We start from the raw sequence: 15,818 nt of genomic DNA on the forward strand, positions 1-15,818 counted from the left end.
GGTGGCTAAATTCAGATCCACTCTTTCACTTTGATGAACTCGCTCAGTGCGGCTTCCGGGCTGCCTTCCTGCGGGTGGAAGTTGTATTCCCAGCGCACCAGCGGCGGCATCGACATCAGAATAGACTCCGTACGCCCGCCGGTCTGCAGGCCGAACAGCGTGCCGCGATCCCACACCAGATTGAATTCCACATAGCGCCCTCGGCGATAAAGCTGGAAATCGCGCTCGCGTTCGCCGTAAGGCGTGGTTTTTCGGCGCTCAACGATTGGCAGATAGGCGTCAGTAAAGCCGTTGCCCACCGCCTGCATAAAGGCGAAGCAGTGGTCAAAGTCCGGGGTATTTAAATCATCGAAGAACAGGCCGCCAATGCCGCGCTGTTCGTTACGGTGCTTGAGGTAGAAGTAGTCATCGCACCACTTTTTATAGCGCGGATAGACCTCGTCGCCGAACGGCAGGCACAAATCGCGGGCGGTACGATGCCAGTGGATGGCGTCTTCTTCAAATCCGTAATAAGGCGTTAAATCAAACCCGCCGCCGAACCACCACACCGGGTCGGCGCCGGGCTTCTCGGCAATGAAAAAGCGGACGTTGGCGTGGCTGGTCGGCACATAGGGGTTGCGCGGATGCACCACCAGCGAAACGCCCATCGCTTCAAAGCTGCGCCCGGCGAGCTCCGGGCGGTGGGCGGTTGCCGATGCAGGCATCGCATCGCCGTGGACGTGAGAGAAGTTAACCCCGGCCTGCTCAAAGACGCCGCCGTCGCGTAAAACCCGGCTGCGTCCGCCGCCGCCGCCTTCGCGCTGCCAGCTATCTTCGACAAAATCTTTACCGTCAACGGCGGAGAGGTTGGCGCAAATGGCATCCTGCAGCTGAAGAAGGAAGGCTTTGACCTGCTGTACATCGGGTTTCATTAACGTCTCTTCGAATGCGCTTTCTGGTTATCGAACCAGTGGAAATAACTAATAATACCGGAAGCAATAGCGTTGGCGATCTTCTGGCGGAAAGCGGTTGTGCCGAGTAGCTTCTCTTCATTTGGGTTGGTAATGAACGATGTCTCGACCAGCACCGAGGGAATGGAAGGTGACTTCAGCACCACAAAGGCCGCCTGTTCTGTATTACGGCTGTGCAGCTTATGCACCGGCTTAATCTTTTTCAGAATATGCGAGCCGAGCGTCAGGCTGTTCTTAATAGTGTCGGTTTGCACCAGATCGAACAATACCTGCTGCAGCAGATGGTCCTTATCCGTCGCTTTTTTACCGGCGACCTCATCGGCGCGGTTTTCGCGCTCGGAGAGATATTTCGCCATGGCGCTACTGGCGCCGCGGTTGGAGAGCGCAAAGACGGAGGCGCCGGCCGCACTCGGGTTGGTAAAGCCGTCGGCGTGAATCGACATAAACAGATCGGCGCCGTGCTGGTGGGCGATTTCAACGCGATCGTATAGCGGAATAAAGGTATCGCCGCTACGCGTCAGGCGGGCATCGATGCCGTTGCTGCGTAAAATACTGCGCACATTTTTGGCAATGGCCAGCACGACGTGTTTTTCTTTCGAACCGTTGTGGCCAATTGCCCCCGTATCGATGCCGCCATGACCGGGGTCAAGCATCACCAGGCGCTTGCTGCCTGCTTTCTTTGCGACGGGTTTGCTGTGTCCATTGGAAGTTTTTAGCGGCTGTTCTTTGGCATTGGCCTGGGAAGCGACGCCGGTTAGCGTCATCGCAGCCAGTCCTGCTTTCAGCACCTGACGGCGCGAAGCAAGTATTTTTAATGGTTTAAAAGTGCTCATTCGGCCTGAATTGTAAACAAGTGATGTCCAATGTTATATCGTATCGCGTTTCCCGTTACGACCACTCAAAATAAGAATTGTTTTACTTTTCATTTCAATACATGACAAAGATATATTATGCCATTTTTTGCCGATGATTTCGCCTGATATTGGCTATCAGTCATATTCGCGCCATAATCACTGTTTTTAACCGTAAATGGTGGGGAATACCATGGAGATTCGCGTTTTTCGCCAGCAGGATTTCGAAGAAGTGATCACCCTTTGGGAGCGCTGCGATCTTCTGCGCCCATGGAACGATCCGGAAATGGATATCGAGCGTAAGCTCAACCACGACGTGAGCTTGTTTCTGGTCGCTGAAGTGAACGGTGAAGTGGTAGGGACGGTAATGGGCGGTTACGACGGTCACCGCGGTTCCGCTTACTATCTTGGCGTACATCCGGAATATCGCGGCCGCGGTATCGCTAATGCGCTGCTCAATCGGCTGGAAAAGAAGCTGATCGCCCGCGGCTGCCCGAAAATTTCAATTATGGTGCGTGACGATAACGAAGTGGTGCAGGGGATGTATGAGCGTCTCGGTTACGAGCACTCGGATGTACTCACCCTGGGTAAACGCCTGATTGAAGATGAAGAATACTGAATTTATTCCTGCCGATTACGATGCCCAGGGCCGTTTGCGGCTGCCGCTGTTGTTTTGGGGCGTGCTGTTGCTGCAGGCGCGCACCTGGGTACTGTTCGTCATAGCCGGCGCCTCCCGCCAGCAGGGCGACGCGCTGTTGAGCCTGTTCTATCCCGATCACGATAACTTCTGGCTGGGGTTACTGCCCGGCGTACCGGCGGTCGCGGCATTTCTGCTTAGCGGTCAGCGTCAGCGTTTCCCGCGTCTCTGGCCGCTGATGCGCTGGCTGCTGATTGCCTCGCAGGCGCTGTTGCTGGCCTGGCAGCCGTGGCTGTGGTTCACCGGCGAGGCGCCTTCTGCGCTGACCATCGCCCTGCTGGCGGCCGATATTTATGCGCTATGGTGGCTGATAACCAGCCGCAGGTTGCACGCCTGTTTTCGCCTCGAAGCGCTTTAATGGCACTTTTTGCCGATCGCGTACTCCAACATGCGTTGAATTAATCAGAAGGATTGAGATATGAAATCGCTACGTCTAATGCTCTGCGCGCTTCCGCTGGCGCTAACCGGCTGCTCAACGATGAGCGCGGTGAACTGGTCGGCTGCCTATCCGTGGAACTGGTTTGGTTCCTCCAACGAGGTCACCGAGCAGGGCGTGGGTAAACTGACAGCATCGACGCCGCTGAATGAGCAGGCGATTAGCGATGCCCTCGGCGGCAGCTACCGTCTGCGCAGCGGAATGAAAACCACGGATGGCAAAATCGTTCACTATTTTGAAGCGCTGAAGGATGACAAGCTGGCGCTGACCATCAACGGCGATGGCGGTACGGTGAGCCGCATTGACGTGCGCGATAGCGCGATTCCTGCCGCCAGCGGCGTGAAAATTGGTACCCCGTTTAGCGAGCTGTACAGCAAAGCGTTCGGCAACTGCGAGAAAGGCGCTCCCGATAACGGCGCGGTGGTGGAATGTAAAGCGCCTGGCAGCCAGCACATCAGCTACGCCTTTACCGGCCACTGGAGCGGTCCGGACGAGCTGATGCCGTCCGACGATACCCTGAAAAACTGGAAAGTCAGCAAAATTATCTGGCGTCGCTAATTTGATCTGAAGAGACACGTGGGCGGATAAAAACGGTTACAATGGCGCGTTAGCAACGTCATAGCGTTGTGGTTGCATCATTTCAGGAGGAGCGATGTCTCAGGTTCAGAGCGGCATTTTGCCGGAACATTGCCGCGCGGCGATTTGGATTGAAGCCAATGTCAAAGGGGATGTTAACGCCCTGCGCGAAGCGAGCAAAATTTTTGTCGATAAAGTAGCCACCTTCCAGGCTAAATTCCCCGATGCCAAACTCGGCGCGGTGGTGGCTTTCGGCAATACCGTCTGGCGTCAGCTGAGCGGTGGTGAAGGCGCGGAAGAGTTAAAAGATTTTCCGGTTTACGGCAAAGGGCTGGCGCCATCCACGCAGTATGACGTGTTAATTCATATTTTATCCGCCCGCCATGAAGTGAACTTTTCCGTCGCCCAGGCGGCGATGGCCGCGTTCGGCGACGCCATCGAAGTGAAAGAAGAAATTCACGGTTTCCGCTGGGTGGAAGAACGCGATCTGAGTGGCTTCGTTGACGGCACCGAAAACCCGGCAGGCGAAGAAACTCGCCGTGAAGTCGCGGTGATTAAAGACGGCGTTGACGCGGGCGGCAGCTACGTATTTGTGCAACGCTGGGAGCACAATCTTAAGCAACTGAACCGCATGAGCGTGCCGGATCAGGAGATGATGATTGGCCGTACCAAAGAAGCCAATGAAGAGATCGACGGCGACGAGCGCCCGGTCACTTCGCACCTGAGCCGCGTGGACTTAAAAGAAGATGGCAAAGGGCTGAAAATCGTCCGCCAGAGCCTGCCGTACGGTACCGCCAGCGGCACTAACGGCCTGTACTTCTGCGCCTACTGCGCGCGCCTGTACAACATTGAACAGCAGCTGCTGAGCATGTTCGGCGATACCGACGGTAAGCGTGATGCCATGCTGCGCTTCACTAAACCGGTGACCGGCGGTTATTACTTCGCGCCGTCGCTGGAGCGTATTCAGGCGCTGTAATTTTTCCCCTCACCCTAACCCTCTCCCCAAGGGGGAGAGGGGACGGCACGGTGGACTCTCTTTCTCCCTCTCCCTCAGTGAGAGGGGCGGGGTGAGGGCATCGGCGAGTCAAGCGCTTCAAGTATTCTCTCCATCACCGCATCTTCATACTCTTCAAACTCATTATTCCAGAAGCGTAAAACCCGCCATCCCTGGCTCTGTAGCCAGCGGGTGCGGCGAACATCGTAGACGCGCCTCTCATCGTGCTGACCGCCGTCCAGTTCAATCGCCAGCCGTGTTGCGCAGCAGGCAAAATCGAGAATGTAGGGACCAACGGGATGCTGGCGGCGAAACTTATAGCAAGCAAAACGGCGGTTGCGCAGTAAGTACCATAGTCGATGTTCTGTTGGCGTTAAGCTACGTCTGAGCTGCCGAGCAAATATCTGTGTGTTTTTCATATAAACACAGTGCACCCCTGGCTGCCGTTTGTCACAATGACACGTCGAATCTGCGAGCCGCTTTCAGCAAAGCTTTGCCAGTTGCTTATTCTCTTTTCTACTTCTAAATCGCCAAACGGTATATAAAACCGTTACTCCTTTCGTACTCGTTATAAATATGATGATCATCAGTAAATGATCATTTTTGATAAGGGTGCGCAATGGCCGTTAAATCACTGAAAAAAGGATATCTGGCGCTGGCGGCTTCCATGCTGCTGGTGGCGCAGGCGCAGGCGACTGAACTGCTGAACAGTTCCTATGATGTTTCCCGCGAGCTGTTCGCCGCCCTTAATCCGCCTTTTGAGCAGCAGTGGGCAAAAGAAAACGGCGGCGATAAGCTGACCATCAAGCAGTCCCATGCGGGCTCCTCCAAGCAGGCATTGGCGATTCTGCAAGGTCTGAAGGCTGACGTCGTGACCTATAACCAGGTGACGGACGTCCAGATTCTGCATGATAAAGGCAACCTGATCCCGGCGGACTGGCAGGGCCGTCTGCCGAATAACAGCTCGCCGTTTTATTCGACCATGGCGTTCCTGGTGCGTAAGGGCAACCCCAAAAATATTCACGACTGGAACGATCTGGTGCGTTCTGACGTGAAGCTGATCTTCCCGAATCCTAAAACTTCAGGCAACGCGCGCTATACCTATCTTGCGGCCTGGGGGGCGGCAGACAAAGCCGATGGCGGTGATAAAGCCAAAACCGAACAGTTCATGACCCAGTTCCTGAAGAACGTCGAGGTATTCGATACCGGCGGTCGCGGCGCGACGACCACCTTCGTCGAGCGCGGGTTGGGCGATGTGCTGATTACTTTTGAATCGGAAGTTAACAACATCCGTAAACAGTATGAAGCGCAGGGGTTCGAAGTCGTTGTGCCGAAGGTCAATATCCTCGCCGAATTCCCGGTCGCGTGGGTAGACAAAAACGTTAAGGCCAACGGTACTGAAAAAGCGGCGAAAGCCTACCTGAACTATCTCTATAGTCCGCAGGCGCAGACCATCATCACCGATTACTACTATCGCGTGAACGACCCGAAAGTCATGGCGTCGCTGAAAGATAAATTCCCGCAGACCGAACTGTTCCGCGTGGAAGACCAGTTTGGCAGCTGGCCTGAAGTGATGAAAACCCACTTCGTCAGCGGCGGCGAGCTGGACAAACTGCTGGCAGCGGGGCGTCAGTAATGTTGGCTGTGTCGTCCAAGCGCGTGCTGCCGGGCTTTACCCTGAGCCTTGGCACCAGCCTGCTATTTGTGTGCCTGATTTTACTGTTGCCGCTCAGCGCGCTGGTAATGCAGCTGGCGCAGATGAGCTGGGCGCAGTACTGGGAGGTGATTACCAACCCGCAGGTGGTCGCTGCCTATAAAGTCACGCTGCTGTCTGCTTTTGTGGCGTCAATTTTTAACGGTGTGTTTGGCCTGCTGATGGCGTGGATCCTTACCCGCTATCGTTTCCCGGGCCGTACCCTGCTGGATGCCCTGATGGACCTGCCGTTCGCGCTGCCGACGGCGGTGGCCGGCCTGACGCTGGCCTCGCTGTTCTCGGTCAATGGCTTGTACGGCGAATGGCTGGCGAAGTTTGATATCAAAGTGACTTATACCTGGCTTGGCATCGCGGTGGCGATGGCCTTTACCAGTATTCCGTTTGTGGTGCGTACCGTGCAGCCGGTGCTGGAAGAGTTAGGGCCGGAATATGAAGAAGCGGCGGAAACCCTCGGCGCGACGCGCTTACAGAGTTTCCGCAAAGTGGTGCTGCCGGAGCTGTCGCCGGCTCTGCTGGCGGGGATTGCGCTGTCGTTTACCCGCAGCCTTGGCGAGTTCGGCGCGGTGATTTTTATCGCTGGCAACATCGCGTGGAAAACGGAAGTGACTTCGCTGATGATTTTCATTCGTTTGCAAGAGTTTGATTACCCGGCGGCGAGCGCGATTGCCTCGGTGATCCTCGCGGCTTCGCTGCTGCTGCTGTTCTCCATCAACACTCTGCAGAGTCGCTTTGGTCGACGCGTGGTAGGTCACTAATGGCGGAAGTTACTCAATTGAAGCGCTATGACGCGCCCCGGATCAACTGGGGCAAATGGTTTCTGATCGGCATCGGGATGCTGGTATCCGCCTTCATCCTCGTGGTGCCGATGATTTATATTTTTGTCCAGGCTTTCAGTAAAGGGTTAATGCCGGTGCTGGAAAATCTGGCCAATCCGGACATGCTGCACGCCATCTGGCTGACGGTGATGATTGCGTTGATTACCGTGCCGGTGAATCTGGTGTTCGGTACGCTGCTGGCCTGGCTGGTGACGCGCTTTACCTTCCCAGGCCGCCAGCTGCTGCTGACGATGCTGGATATCCCGTTCGCCGTTTCGCCGGTGGTGGCAGGTCTGGTTTATTTACTGTTTTACGGCTCCAACGGCCCACTCGGCGGCTGGCTTGATGAGCACAACCTGCAGATCATGTTCGCCTGGCCGGGCATGGTGCTGGCGACTATCTTCGTCACCTGTCCGTTTGTGGTCCGCGAGCTGGTGCCGGTCATGATGAGTCAGGGGAGCAATGAAGATGAAGCGGCGATCCTGCTCGGCGCTTCCGGTTGGCAGATGTTCCGCCGGGTGACGCTACCCAATATTCGCTGGGCGCTGCTGTACGGCGTGGTGTTGACCAACGCCCGCGCGATTGGCGAATTCGGCGCGGTGTCGGTCGTTTCCGGCTCGATCCGCGGCGAAACGTTATCTCTGCCGCTGCAAATTGAATTACTACAGCAGGACTACAACACCGTCGGTTCGTTTACCGCCGCGGCCCTGCTGACGTTAATGGCTATTTTGACCCTGTTTTTAAAGAGTATGTTGCAATGGCGTCTGGCCAATCAGGAAAAACGCGCGCAACAGGAGGGAAATCATGAGCATTGAGATTGCCAATATTAAGAAATCGTTTGGTCGCACCCAGGTGCTGAATGATATCTCGCTGGATATCCCTTCCGGGCAAATGGTTGCGCTGCTGGGGCCGTCCGGCTCCGGTAAAACCACCTTATTGCGGATTATCGCCGGGCTGGAGCATCAATCCAGCGGCCATATTCGTTTTCACGGCACCGACGTGAGCCGGATGCACGCCCGCGATCGTAAAGTGGGCTTTGTTTTCCAGCACTATGCGCTGTTCCGTCATATGACGGTGTTCGATAACATCGCCTTTGGCCTGACCGTCCTGCCGCGTCGTGAGCGTCCCAATGCGGCGGCGATTAAAGCCAAAGTGACCAAACTGCTGGAGATGGTGCAACTGGCCCATCTTGCCGACCGTTATCCGGCGCAGCTTTCCGGCGGCCAGAAGCAGCGCGTAGCGTTAGCGCGCGCGCTGGCGGTCGAGCCGCAAATTCTGCTGCTGGATGAACCCTTTGGCGCGCTGGATGCGCAGGTGCGTAAAGAACTGCGCCGCTGGCTGCGCCAGCTGCACGAAGAATTAAAATTCACCAGCGTGTTTGTTACCCACGATCAGGAAGAGGCGATGGAAGTCGCCGATCGGGTGGTGGTAATGAGCCAGGGCAATATCGAACAAGCCGATGCGCCTGAACGCGTGTGGCGGGAACCTTCGACCCGTTTTGTGCTCGAGTTTATGGGCGAAGTTAACCGCCTGCAGGGCACCATTCGCGGCGGCCAGTTCCACGTCGGCGCCCACCGCTGGCCTTTAGGCTATACCCCGGCATATCAGGGGCCGGTCGATCTGTTCCTGCGACCGTGGGAAGTAGATATCAGCCGCCGTACCAGCCTGGATTCGCCATTGCCGGTGCAGGTGCTGGAAGCCAGTCCGAAGGGGCACTACACCCAATTAGTTGTCCAGCCTCTGGGGTGGTATGACGAACCGCTGAGCGTGGTGCTGGCGGGCGATGAGGCCCCGTCCCGCGGCGAACGCCTGTTTGTCGGCTTGCAGAATGCGCGCCTGTATAATGGAACCGAACGCATCGAACCGCGCGGCGAACTTGCTCTGGCAGAGACGGCCTGATAGCTTAAATCCACGTGCTTTTGCCGGGCGGCGCTGCGCTGACCCGGCCGACAGCCCGGAGCGCATGACGCGGCCGGGCTTTTTATTGGACAGCTGAAGTGAACACATTAGAACAAACAATCGGCAACACGCCGCTGGTGAAATTACAACGTCTGGGGCCGGACAACGGCAGCGAAATCTGGCTTAAGCTTGAGGGCAATAACCCGGCGGGCTCGGTAAAAGATCGCGCCGCGCTGTCGATGATTGTCGAAGCGGAAAAGCGCGGCGAAATTAAACCAGGCGACGTGCTTATCGAGGCGACCAGCGGTAATACCGGTATCGCGCTGGCGATGATAGCGGCGTTAAAAGGCTATCAGATGAAACTGCTGATGCCGGACAACATGAGCCAGGAGCGCCGTGCCGCAATGCGCGCCTACGGCGCTGAACTCATCCTGGTCACCAAAGAGCAGGGGATGGAAGGCGCTCGCGATCTGGCCGCCGCGATGGCCGAGCGTGGCGAGGGTAAACTATTGGATCAGTTTAACAATCCGGATAACCCTTACGCCCATTACACCACTACCGGCCCGGAGATCTGGCGCCAGACGGACGGGCGTATCACCCACTTTGTTTCCAGCATGGGCACCACCGGTACCATTACCGGCGTATCGCGTTTTCTGCGCGAACAGGTGAAGCCGGTAAGCATCATTGGGCTGCAGCCGGAAGAGGGCAGCAGTATTCCGGGGATCCGCCGCTGGCCGCAGGAATATATGCCGGGCATTTTTAATGCCTCGTTGGTGGATGAGGTGCTGGATATCCACCAGCAGGATGCGGAAAACACGATGCGCCAGTTGGCCGTACAGGAAGGGATCTTCTGTGGCGTCAGTTCCGGCGGCGCGGTTGCCGGGGCGCTGCGTATTGCTCGCGCCAATCCGGGCGCGGTGGTGGTGGCGATCATCTGCGATCGCGGCGATCGCTATCTCTCAACCGGCGTGTTCGGCGAAGAACACTTCAGCCAGGGGGCGGGTATCTAAACGCGCTATCACGGCCTCCCATGCCTGGCATGGGGGGCGGTTAACCTAAAGTGCGTATTTCGCTACCAGCTTATCCAGAAACGCCCATAGCTTTTGATTCATCTCGCGATAATCCCATTGCCTCATTTCATCTTCGCTGCGAATAAAGCGCCTGCCTTTTGCGGCGGTAAGTTCAGGTTGCGAGTGCGTAATTAATAACTCGATGACCTCCGTGTCAAACTCCATATGGCACTGAAAACCGTAGACCCGATCGCTATATTTGACGATTTGCCGCGGGCACCCTTCGCTGGAGGCCAGGACTTCCGCCGCAGGCGTCAGGCCCGGCATATCGTTGTGCCAGTGGCCGACTACCACCGATGGACCGAAATGGGCGATGTTGTCATCCTGCAGTCCGGCGGTGGTCAGGATGATAGGATAGTGGCCAATCTCTTTTTCCGGGCTTTGCATCACCGGCGCCCCCAGCGCTTCGCCGATAAGCTGCGACCCGAGGCAAATCCCGACCACGATACGCCCGGCGGCAATCGCCTGGGCAATCAGGTTTTTCTCGGCATGGGCATCAAACCATGGGCACTCGGCAAGCGTAGTGCGTGGTGATTGCGGGCCGCCAAGTACCACCAACATATCAAAACCTTCGGCATTCGCCGGCAGCGGATCCCCGACATAAACTCGCGACCAGCTGGCCTGATAGCCGCGCGCGTTAACCCAGCGCAGATAGGCGCCAGGCGCTTCAAAAACTTCATGGACGATAAAGTGGATCCGCATAACAACTCCCGTGTTTAACAAGGTAAGACCAGCGATAAATCGTGTGCAAGTTGTTCAATTTGCGCCTCGGTTAAAGCGCCCAGCGACAGGCGCAGGCCGTGCGACGGTGTTTTCACGCCAAAGGCTTCACCTTCACGCACCAGCCAACCGGCACGCGCCAGACGCAGCGCCAGCGACTGGCTGACGGTTGATAGCGGCAGCCAGAAATTAAGACCATCGCCAGGCGGAAAATCGCCAACGCCCTGGCGGGCCAACGCGGCGGCGAGCCGCTGATTTTGCTGCTGATAATGGCGCTGGCTCGCAGTCAGAGAAGCGGTAAAAGCGTTATCATTCAGGCAGGAGAACGCCAGCTCTTGTAGTAAATGGCTGACCCACTGGCTACCGGCGTTCAGGCGCAGGCGCAGCGCCGCTGAGGTGGTCGGATCGCTGGCGACTATCGCCAGGCGCAAATCCGGGCCCAGGGTTTTGGACATTGAGCGCACCAGCGCCCAACGCTGAATGCCTTCAGGTAGAGGATTGTGCCAGCGTGTCGCTGAGAGCAGGGCGAAGTGATCGTCAACGATCGCCAGCGTCTGCGGATAGCGGGCGAGCACGGTGCGAATCGCTTGTGCGCGCTCGGGCGTCAAACTGCAGCCGGTCGGGTTGTGGGCGCGTGGAGTCAGTATTACCGCACGGGCGCCGTTGCGCAGCGCTTCTTCAAGCCGCTCTGGGTTCATGCCTTCACCGTCGACGGCGACAGGGCTGGGCTGGAAACCGGCGTAACGCAGCATATTGATGCTGCTCAGAAAGCAGGGGTCTTCTACCGCGACGCTGTCGCCGGGTAGCAGCAGTGCGCAGAGCAGGCGTTCAAGGGCGTCAATTGCGCCGCTGGTCAAGTTGATGTCAAATTCGTGGCCAATATCGCGACTGACCCACTCCCGCGCCCAGTTAGCCAGACGCGGCTCAACGGCGGCATCGCCATATAAGTGCGGGGTCCGCGACAGCTTGGGAAGAAAACGGCCAATATCCGGTAGACGTCGCGGATCCGGATTGCCGCCGGAAATATCAATCAGCGATGTCGTCGGATCGCCGCCCTCGACCGCATTAAGCGTATTAAGCGCCTTAATGGCCGTGCCGTTGCGCCCCTGGCTTACGGCGAGCCCTGAGGTCACCAGCCGCTTGTAGGCCGCCGCCACCGTATTGCGGTTGACTGCCAGTTCGCCTGCCAGCTCGCGCACCGGCGGCAGCGCCTCTCCGGGTTGCAACGCGCCGCTCTGCACCAGATGACGGATGTTATCGAAAATCTCGTTTGCGGTTTTTCCGGTGAACATTATTGACCTATGACAAAATGAATTTTAGCATAGGACGAATGATAATCAGAGTATGACCCGCTGTCCAGCGGGGGGAGAAAGGATGAGTCAGCAAGACGAAATACAGTCCGTGCTCTTTAACGACCACAGCCGGGCGCTGGAGGTTGATATCGTGGCGGTGCAATCGCAGGTGGTCTATGGCAGCGTTGGTAACAGTATCGCGGTACCGGCAATCAAGCAGCATGAATTGCGGGTGATGGCGGTGCCCACGGTGTTATTCAGCAATACTCCACATTACGATACTTTCTACGGTGGGGTGATCCCGGAAGAGTGGTTTAGCGGCTATCTGCGGGCGCTGGAGGAGCGTGATGCGCTTCGCGAGCTGCGGGCGGTAACCACCGGGTATATGGGCAGCGCCGGGCAAATTGCGCTGCTGGCGCAGTGGCTGCAGCGGATCCGTGTGCACCATCCCGACCTCTGTATTCTGGTTGACCCGGTGATTGGCGATGTAGATAGCGGCATCTACGTAAAAGCGGAGATCCCCGAGGCTTATCGCCGCCACCTGTTGCCGCTGGCGCGGGGGATCACGCCAAATCTTTTCGAGCTCGAAACCCTCAGCGGCATGCCGTGCCACAACCAGCAGGAAGCGGTGATCGCCGCGCGTAGTCTGCTTTCCGATACCCTAAAGTGGGTGGTGATTACCAGCGCGCCTGGGCTGGATGCTTCGACTATTAACGTGCTGGTGGTCACCGACGACGCGGTCGAAGTGGTCGTCCATCCTCGCGTCGAAACCGACCTCAAAGGTACCGGCGACCTGTTCTGCGCCGAGCTCATCAGCAACCTGGTGTGCGACATGCCGTTGGGCGACGCTACGCGCGCCGCCGCTCAGCGCGTGCTGGCGGTAATGACCTGGACCGAGAGTCAGGGCTGCGATGAACTCATTTTACCGCCGTCGGGAGCGCAATAACGATGCATAGCTATCGGTTAGTGGTACGCAGGGAGGGGAGAACCGTTGGCCATTTTGAGACGATGGGGATGAACGCTCTGGAAGATGCCTGTAGGGCGAGAACGATGTTTGAAAACGAGAGCGGCTGCCAGTGCGAGCTATGGGTCGCGGATAGCGAACGGCGGATTCTGGAAAGTAGCCCGCAGGGGATGAAAATCCTGGCGAGTGAAAAGTGCTACCGGCCGGCATAAAAAAATGGCGCCTGAAGGCGCCATTTTCTCGGCAAGCAAGAATTACTTCTTGATGCGGATAACCGGAGTTTCACCAACGGTGACGCTACCGGACAGTTTGATCAGCTCTTTGATCTCGTCCATGTTGGAGATAACAACCGGAGTCAGGGTAGACTTGGCTTTTTCTTCCAGCAGCGGCAGATCGAATTCGATAACCGGGTCGCCGACTTTCACGCGCTGACCTTCTTCAGCGATGCGCTTGAAGCCTTCGCCTTTCAGTTCAACGGTATCGATACCGAAGTGAACAAACAGCTCAATGCCGCTATCGGATTCAATAGAGAAAGCATGGTTGGTTTCAAAAATTTTACCGATGGTACCCTCTACCGGCGCAACCATTTTGTTGCCAGTAGGTTTGATGGCAATGCCATCACCCACAATTTTCTCCGCAAAAACCACATCCGGCACGTCTTCGATGTTGACGATCTCGCCAGAGAGCGGAGCAACAATCTCAATAGTTCCGGTGTCTTTTTTGTCATCAGAAACCAGAGATTTCAGTTTATCGAACAAACCCATGATCTTCTCCTAAGCAGTAATTTGGGCCGCGCATCTCGTGGATTAGCAGATTGTTTTTTCTTCAATGAACTTGTTAACCAGCGTCATTAACTCGTCCGTCGTCGGTTGAGCAAGAGCCTGCTCTGCTAATACTTTTGCATCTTCGAAGTTCGTGTTACGAATAATCTTCTTGATGCGCGGGATGGAAATGGCGCTCATAGAGAATTCGTCCAGCCCCATACCCAGCAACAGAAGTGTAGCACGTTCATCGCCTGCAAGCTCACCACACATACCCGTCCATTTGCCTTCTGCATGAGAAGCATCAATAACTTGCTTGATCAGAGTCAGCACAGACGGTGACATCGGCTGGTAAAGATGCGAGATCATATCATTACCACGGTCAACTGCCAGAGTATATTGCGTTAAATCATTGGTTCCGATACTAAAGAAATCAACTTCTTTGGCTAAATGACGAGCAATGGTCGCGGCTGCCGGGGTTTCCACCATCACGCCGATCTCAATCGATTCGTCAAAAGCTTTACCTTCGTCACGCAGTTCCTGTTTGTAGATCTCAATCTCTTTCTTCAGTGCGCGCACTTCTTCAACAGAGATGATCATCGGGAACATGATGCGCAGCTTACCGAAAGCGGAGGCACGCAGGATAGCGCGAACCTGGTCGCGGAGGATCTCTTTACGATCCATCGCGATACGCACGGCGCGCCAGCCGAGGAACGGGTTCTCTTCTTTCGGGAAGTTCATGTACGGCAGCTCTTTATCGCCGCCGATGTCCATGGTGCGAACGATAACGGCCTGTGAGCCGCACGCTTCAGCCACCGCTTTATAAGCTGCAAACTGTTCTTCTTCAGTCGGCAGAGAATCGCGGTCCATGAACAGGAATTCAGTACGGTACAGGCCAACGCCTTCCGCGCCGTTGCGCTCAGCGCCATCGACGTCGCGAACGGTACCGATGTTGGCGCAAACTTCAACCTGATGACCGTCGAGAGTGATGGCCGGCAGATCTTTCAGTTTCGCCAGTTCTGCTTTTTCTTCAGCAACCTGCGCCTGCAGCGCACGCAGCTCTTCGATTTTTTCGTTGCTTGGGTTAACCAGAACCTGGTTGTTAACCGCATCGAGAATCAGATAGTCGCCGTTTTTCACCTGGGAGGTGACGCTTCCGGTACCGACGATTGCCGGCAGCTCAAGGGAGCGCGCCATGATAGAGGTGTGGGAAGTACGGCCACCCGCGTCGGTGATGAAACCCAGCACCTTGTTCAGGTTCAGCTGTGCGGTTTCCGACGGGGTGAGATCGGCGGCAACGAGGATAACTTCATCCGCGATAGCGCTCAGATCGATGATTGCCAGGCCCAGAATGTTGCGCAGCAGACGTTTACCGATGTCGCGTACGTCAGCGGCACGCTCTTTCAGGTATTCGTCATCCAGCTCTTCCAGTGCAGTTGCCTGACCTTCGATAACTTCATTGGCTGCCGCATCGGCAGTCATGTGCTTATCTTTAATCAGGGCTATGATTTCCTGCTCAAGCTCCTCATCTTCCAGCAGCATAATATGCCCTTCGAAGATGGCTTCTTTTTCTTCACCGAAAGTTTCACCAGCTTTGGTTTTGATGACCTCCAGCTGGGCGGAGGCCTTGGTGCGGCCGTTCAGGAAACGTTCAACTTCCTGATCAACCTTATCGGCAGAAATTTTCTTCCGGTCGATGACAATTTCGTCTTCTTTCAGCAGGAGAGCCTTGCCGAAAGCGATACCCGGGGATGCTAAAATGCCTGAAATCATAACCCTACCTTACTTGTGACTGATATTAAAAAGAACCCGTGAACTTACTCGAGTTCAGCCATCAGTTTAACCAGATGCTCAACTGCTTTTTGCTCATCTTCGCCTTCAGCGGAGATGGTCACAACGGTACCCTGAGTCAGGCCCAGAGTTTGCAGTTTGAACAGGCTTTTTGCGCTGGCGCTTTTGCCGTTGGAGGTTACAGTGATCTCAGAAGTGAAGCCTTTCGCTTCTTTAACAAACTGAGCAGCAGGGCGGGTGTGCAGACCGTTCGGAGCGGTAATGGTAACTTCTTGCTGGAACATTATA

At 56.1% G+C, this 15,818-nt stretch carries 19 protein-coding genes; 11 read left to right on the plus strand and 8 right to left on the minus strand.

The features are described 5' to 3' along the window. Nucleotides 1-11: 11 nt before the first annotated feature. Nucleotides 12-911: an oxygen-dependent coproporphyrinogen oxidase gene (gene hemF / locus PGS10_RS18955; protein WP_047078069.1), complete on the minus strand. Its 900-nt coding sequence runs from the start codon at nucleotides 909-911 to the stop codon at nucleotides 12-14. Continuing rightward, complete coding sequence (gene amiA, locus PGS10_RS18960; RefSeq protein WP_045392625.1) at nucleotides 911-1,783, minus strand: N-acetylmuramoyl-L-alanine amidase AmiA; 873 nt, start codon at nucleotides 1,781-1,783, stop codon at nucleotides 911-913. Before amiA ends, hemF begins: the two co-directional genes overlap by 1 nt. Before the next feature lie 211 nt (nucleotides 1,784-1,994). Here amiA and PGS10_RS18965 point away from each other — a divergent pair, with 211 nt between their 5' ends. From PGS10_RS18965 to PGS10_RS18980, 4 genes are all read left to right on the plus strand, one after another. Then, nucleotides 1,995-2,420 (plus strand): GNAT family acetyltransferase, encoded by a 426-nt coding sequence (locus PGS10_RS18965; protein WP_045392622.1) that lies wholly within the window; start codon nucleotides 1,995-1,997, stop codon nucleotides 2,418-2,420. Continuing rightward, the gene (locus tag PGS10_RS18970) at nucleotides 2,407-2,856 is read left to right on the plus strand and encodes a DUF2919 domain-containing protein (protein WP_047078070.1); all 450 of its coding nucleotides are present in this window, start codon (nucleotides 2,407-2,409) and stop codon (nucleotides 2,854-2,856) included. Before PGS10_RS18965 ends, PGS10_RS18970 begins: the two co-directional genes overlap by 14 nt. Nucleotides 2,857-2,916: 60 nt before the next feature. Continuing rightward, on the plus strand, nucleotides 2,917-3,492 hold the full coding sequence (locus tag PGS10_RS18975) for an RpoE-regulated lipoprotein (RefSeq protein WP_047078071.1): 576 nt from the start codon (nucleotides 2,917-2,919) through the stop codon (nucleotides 3,490-3,492). 94 nt (nucleotides 3,493-3,586) lie between these two features. Then, nucleotides 3,587-4,486: a Dyp-type peroxidase gene (locus PGS10_RS18980; protein WP_032712132.1), complete on the plus strand. Its 900-nt coding sequence runs from the start codon at nucleotides 3,587-3,589 to the stop codon at nucleotides 4,484-4,486. A gap of 74 nt (nucleotides 4,487-4,560) precedes the next feature. On the opposite strand, the gene PGS10_RS18985 is transcribed toward PGS10_RS18980, so the two are convergent. Next, nucleotides 4,561-4,923, minus strand: a complete 363-nt coding sequence (locus PGS10_RS18985) for an endonuclease domain-containing protein (protein ID WP_316423352.1) — start codon at nucleotides 4,921-4,923, stop codon at nucleotides 4,561-4,563. 200 nt (nucleotides 4,924-5,123) lie between these two features. Between PGS10_RS18985 and PGS10_RS18990 the strand changes: the two genes are divergently transcribed. From PGS10_RS18990 to cysM, 5 genes are all read left to right on the plus strand, one after another. Next, nucleotides 5,124-6,140, plus strand: coding sequence for a sulfate ABC transporter substrate-binding protein (locus PGS10_RS18990; protein ID WP_047078072.1), 1,017 nt, complete (start codon nucleotides 5,124-5,126; stop codon nucleotides 6,138-6,140). Further along, nucleotides 6,140-6,973, plus strand: a complete 834-nt coding sequence (gene cysT, locus PGS10_RS18995) for a sulfate/thiosulfate ABC transporter permease CysT (protein WP_015365489.1) — start codon at nucleotides 6,140-6,142, stop codon at nucleotides 6,971-6,973. The genes PGS10_RS18990 and cysT overlap by 1 nt, the downstream gene beginning before the upstream one ends. Next, the gene (cysW, locus tag PGS10_RS19000) at nucleotides 6,973-7,848 is read left to right on the plus strand and encodes a sulfate/thiosulfate ABC transporter permease CysW (RefSeq protein WP_047043509.1); all 876 of its coding nucleotides are present in this window, start codon (nucleotides 6,973-6,975) and stop codon (nucleotides 7,846-7,848) included. Before cysT ends, cysW begins: the two co-directional genes overlap by 1 nt. Then, complete coding sequence (gene cysA / locus PGS10_RS19005) at nucleotides 7,838-8,932, plus strand: sulfate/thiosulfate ABC transporter ATP-binding protein CysA (protein WP_047043512.1); 1,095 nt, start codon at nucleotides 7,838-7,840, stop codon at nucleotides 8,930-8,932. Before cysW ends, cysA begins: the two co-directional genes overlap by 11 nt. A gap of 98 nt (nucleotides 8,933-9,030) precedes the next feature. Beyond that, nucleotides 9,031-9,942 carry a cysteine synthase CysM gene (gene cysM, locus PGS10_RS19010; protein WP_047043515.1) on the plus strand — a complete coding sequence of 304 codons (912 nt, stop codon included), beginning with the start codon at nucleotides 9,031-9,033 and terminating at the stop codon, nucleotides 9,940-9,942. Between the two features lie 45 nt (nucleotides 9,943-9,987). On the opposite strand, the gene PGS10_RS19015 is transcribed toward cysM, so the two are convergent. Then, a complete protein-coding gene (locus PGS10_RS19015) occupies nucleotides 9,988-10,704 on the minus strand; it encodes a type 1 glutamine amidotransferase (RefSeq protein WP_047043520.1) in 717 nt (238 codons plus the stop codon). Nucleotides 10,705-10,718: 14 nt separating this feature from the next. Beyond that, complete coding sequence (ptsJ, locus tag PGS10_RS19020) at nucleotides 10,719-12,014, minus strand: transcriptional regulator PtsJ (RefSeq protein WP_047043523.1); 1,296 nt, start codon at nucleotides 12,012-12,014, stop codon at nucleotides 10,719-10,721. 82 nt (nucleotides 12,015-12,096) lie between these two features. On the opposite strand from ptsJ, the gene pdxK reads away from it, so the two are divergent. Both pdxK and PGS10_RS19030 read left to right on the plus strand, forming a co-directional pair. Beyond that, entirely contained in the window at nucleotides 12,097-12,960 is an 864-nt protein-coding gene (gene pdxK / locus PGS10_RS19025) for a pyridoxine/pyridoxal/pyridoxamine kinase (RefSeq protein ID WP_015703132.1), read from the plus strand. A gap of 2 nt (nucleotides 12,961-12,962) precedes the next feature. Continuing rightward, on the plus strand, nucleotides 12,963-13,190 hold the full coding sequence (locus tag PGS10_RS19030) for a hypothetical protein (RefSeq protein ID WP_015703131.1): 228 nt from the start codon (nucleotides 12,963-12,965) through the stop codon (nucleotides 13,188-13,190). A 42-nt stretch (nucleotides 13,191-13,232) separates the two neighbouring features. On the opposite strand, the gene crr is transcribed toward PGS10_RS19030, so the two are convergent. From crr to ptsH, 3 genes are read right to left on the minus strand one after another with little or no spacing between them, the layout of a single operon-like run. Continuing rightward, on the minus strand, nucleotides 13,233-13,742 hold the full coding sequence (gene crr, locus PGS10_RS19035; RefSeq protein ID WP_015365497.1) for a PTS glucose transporter subunit IIA: 510 nt from the start codon (nucleotides 13,740-13,742) through the stop codon (nucleotides 13,233-13,235). Nucleotides 13,743-13,784: 42 nt separating this feature from the next. After that, nucleotides 13,785-15,512: a phosphoenolpyruvate-protein phosphotransferase PtsI gene (ptsI, locus tag PGS10_RS19040; RefSeq protein WP_015365498.1), complete on the minus strand. Its 1,728-nt coding sequence runs from the start codon at nucleotides 15,510-15,512 to the stop codon at nucleotides 13,785-13,787. Nucleotides 15,513-15,556: 44 nt separating this feature from the next. Next, nucleotides 15,557-15,814, minus strand: a complete 258-nt coding sequence (ptsH, locus tag PGS10_RS19045; protein ID WP_000487600.1) for a phosphocarrier protein Hpr — start codon at nucleotides 15,812-15,814, stop codon at nucleotides 15,557-15,559. Nucleotides 15,815-15,818: the final 4 nt, after the last annotated feature.

Source organism: Klebsiella sp. 141153 (assembly GCF_032601995.1).
In the GTDB taxonomy this organism is placed as follows: Bacteria; Pseudomonadota; Gammaproteobacteria; order Enterobacterales; family Enterobacteriaceae; genus Klebsiella; species Klebsiella aerogenes.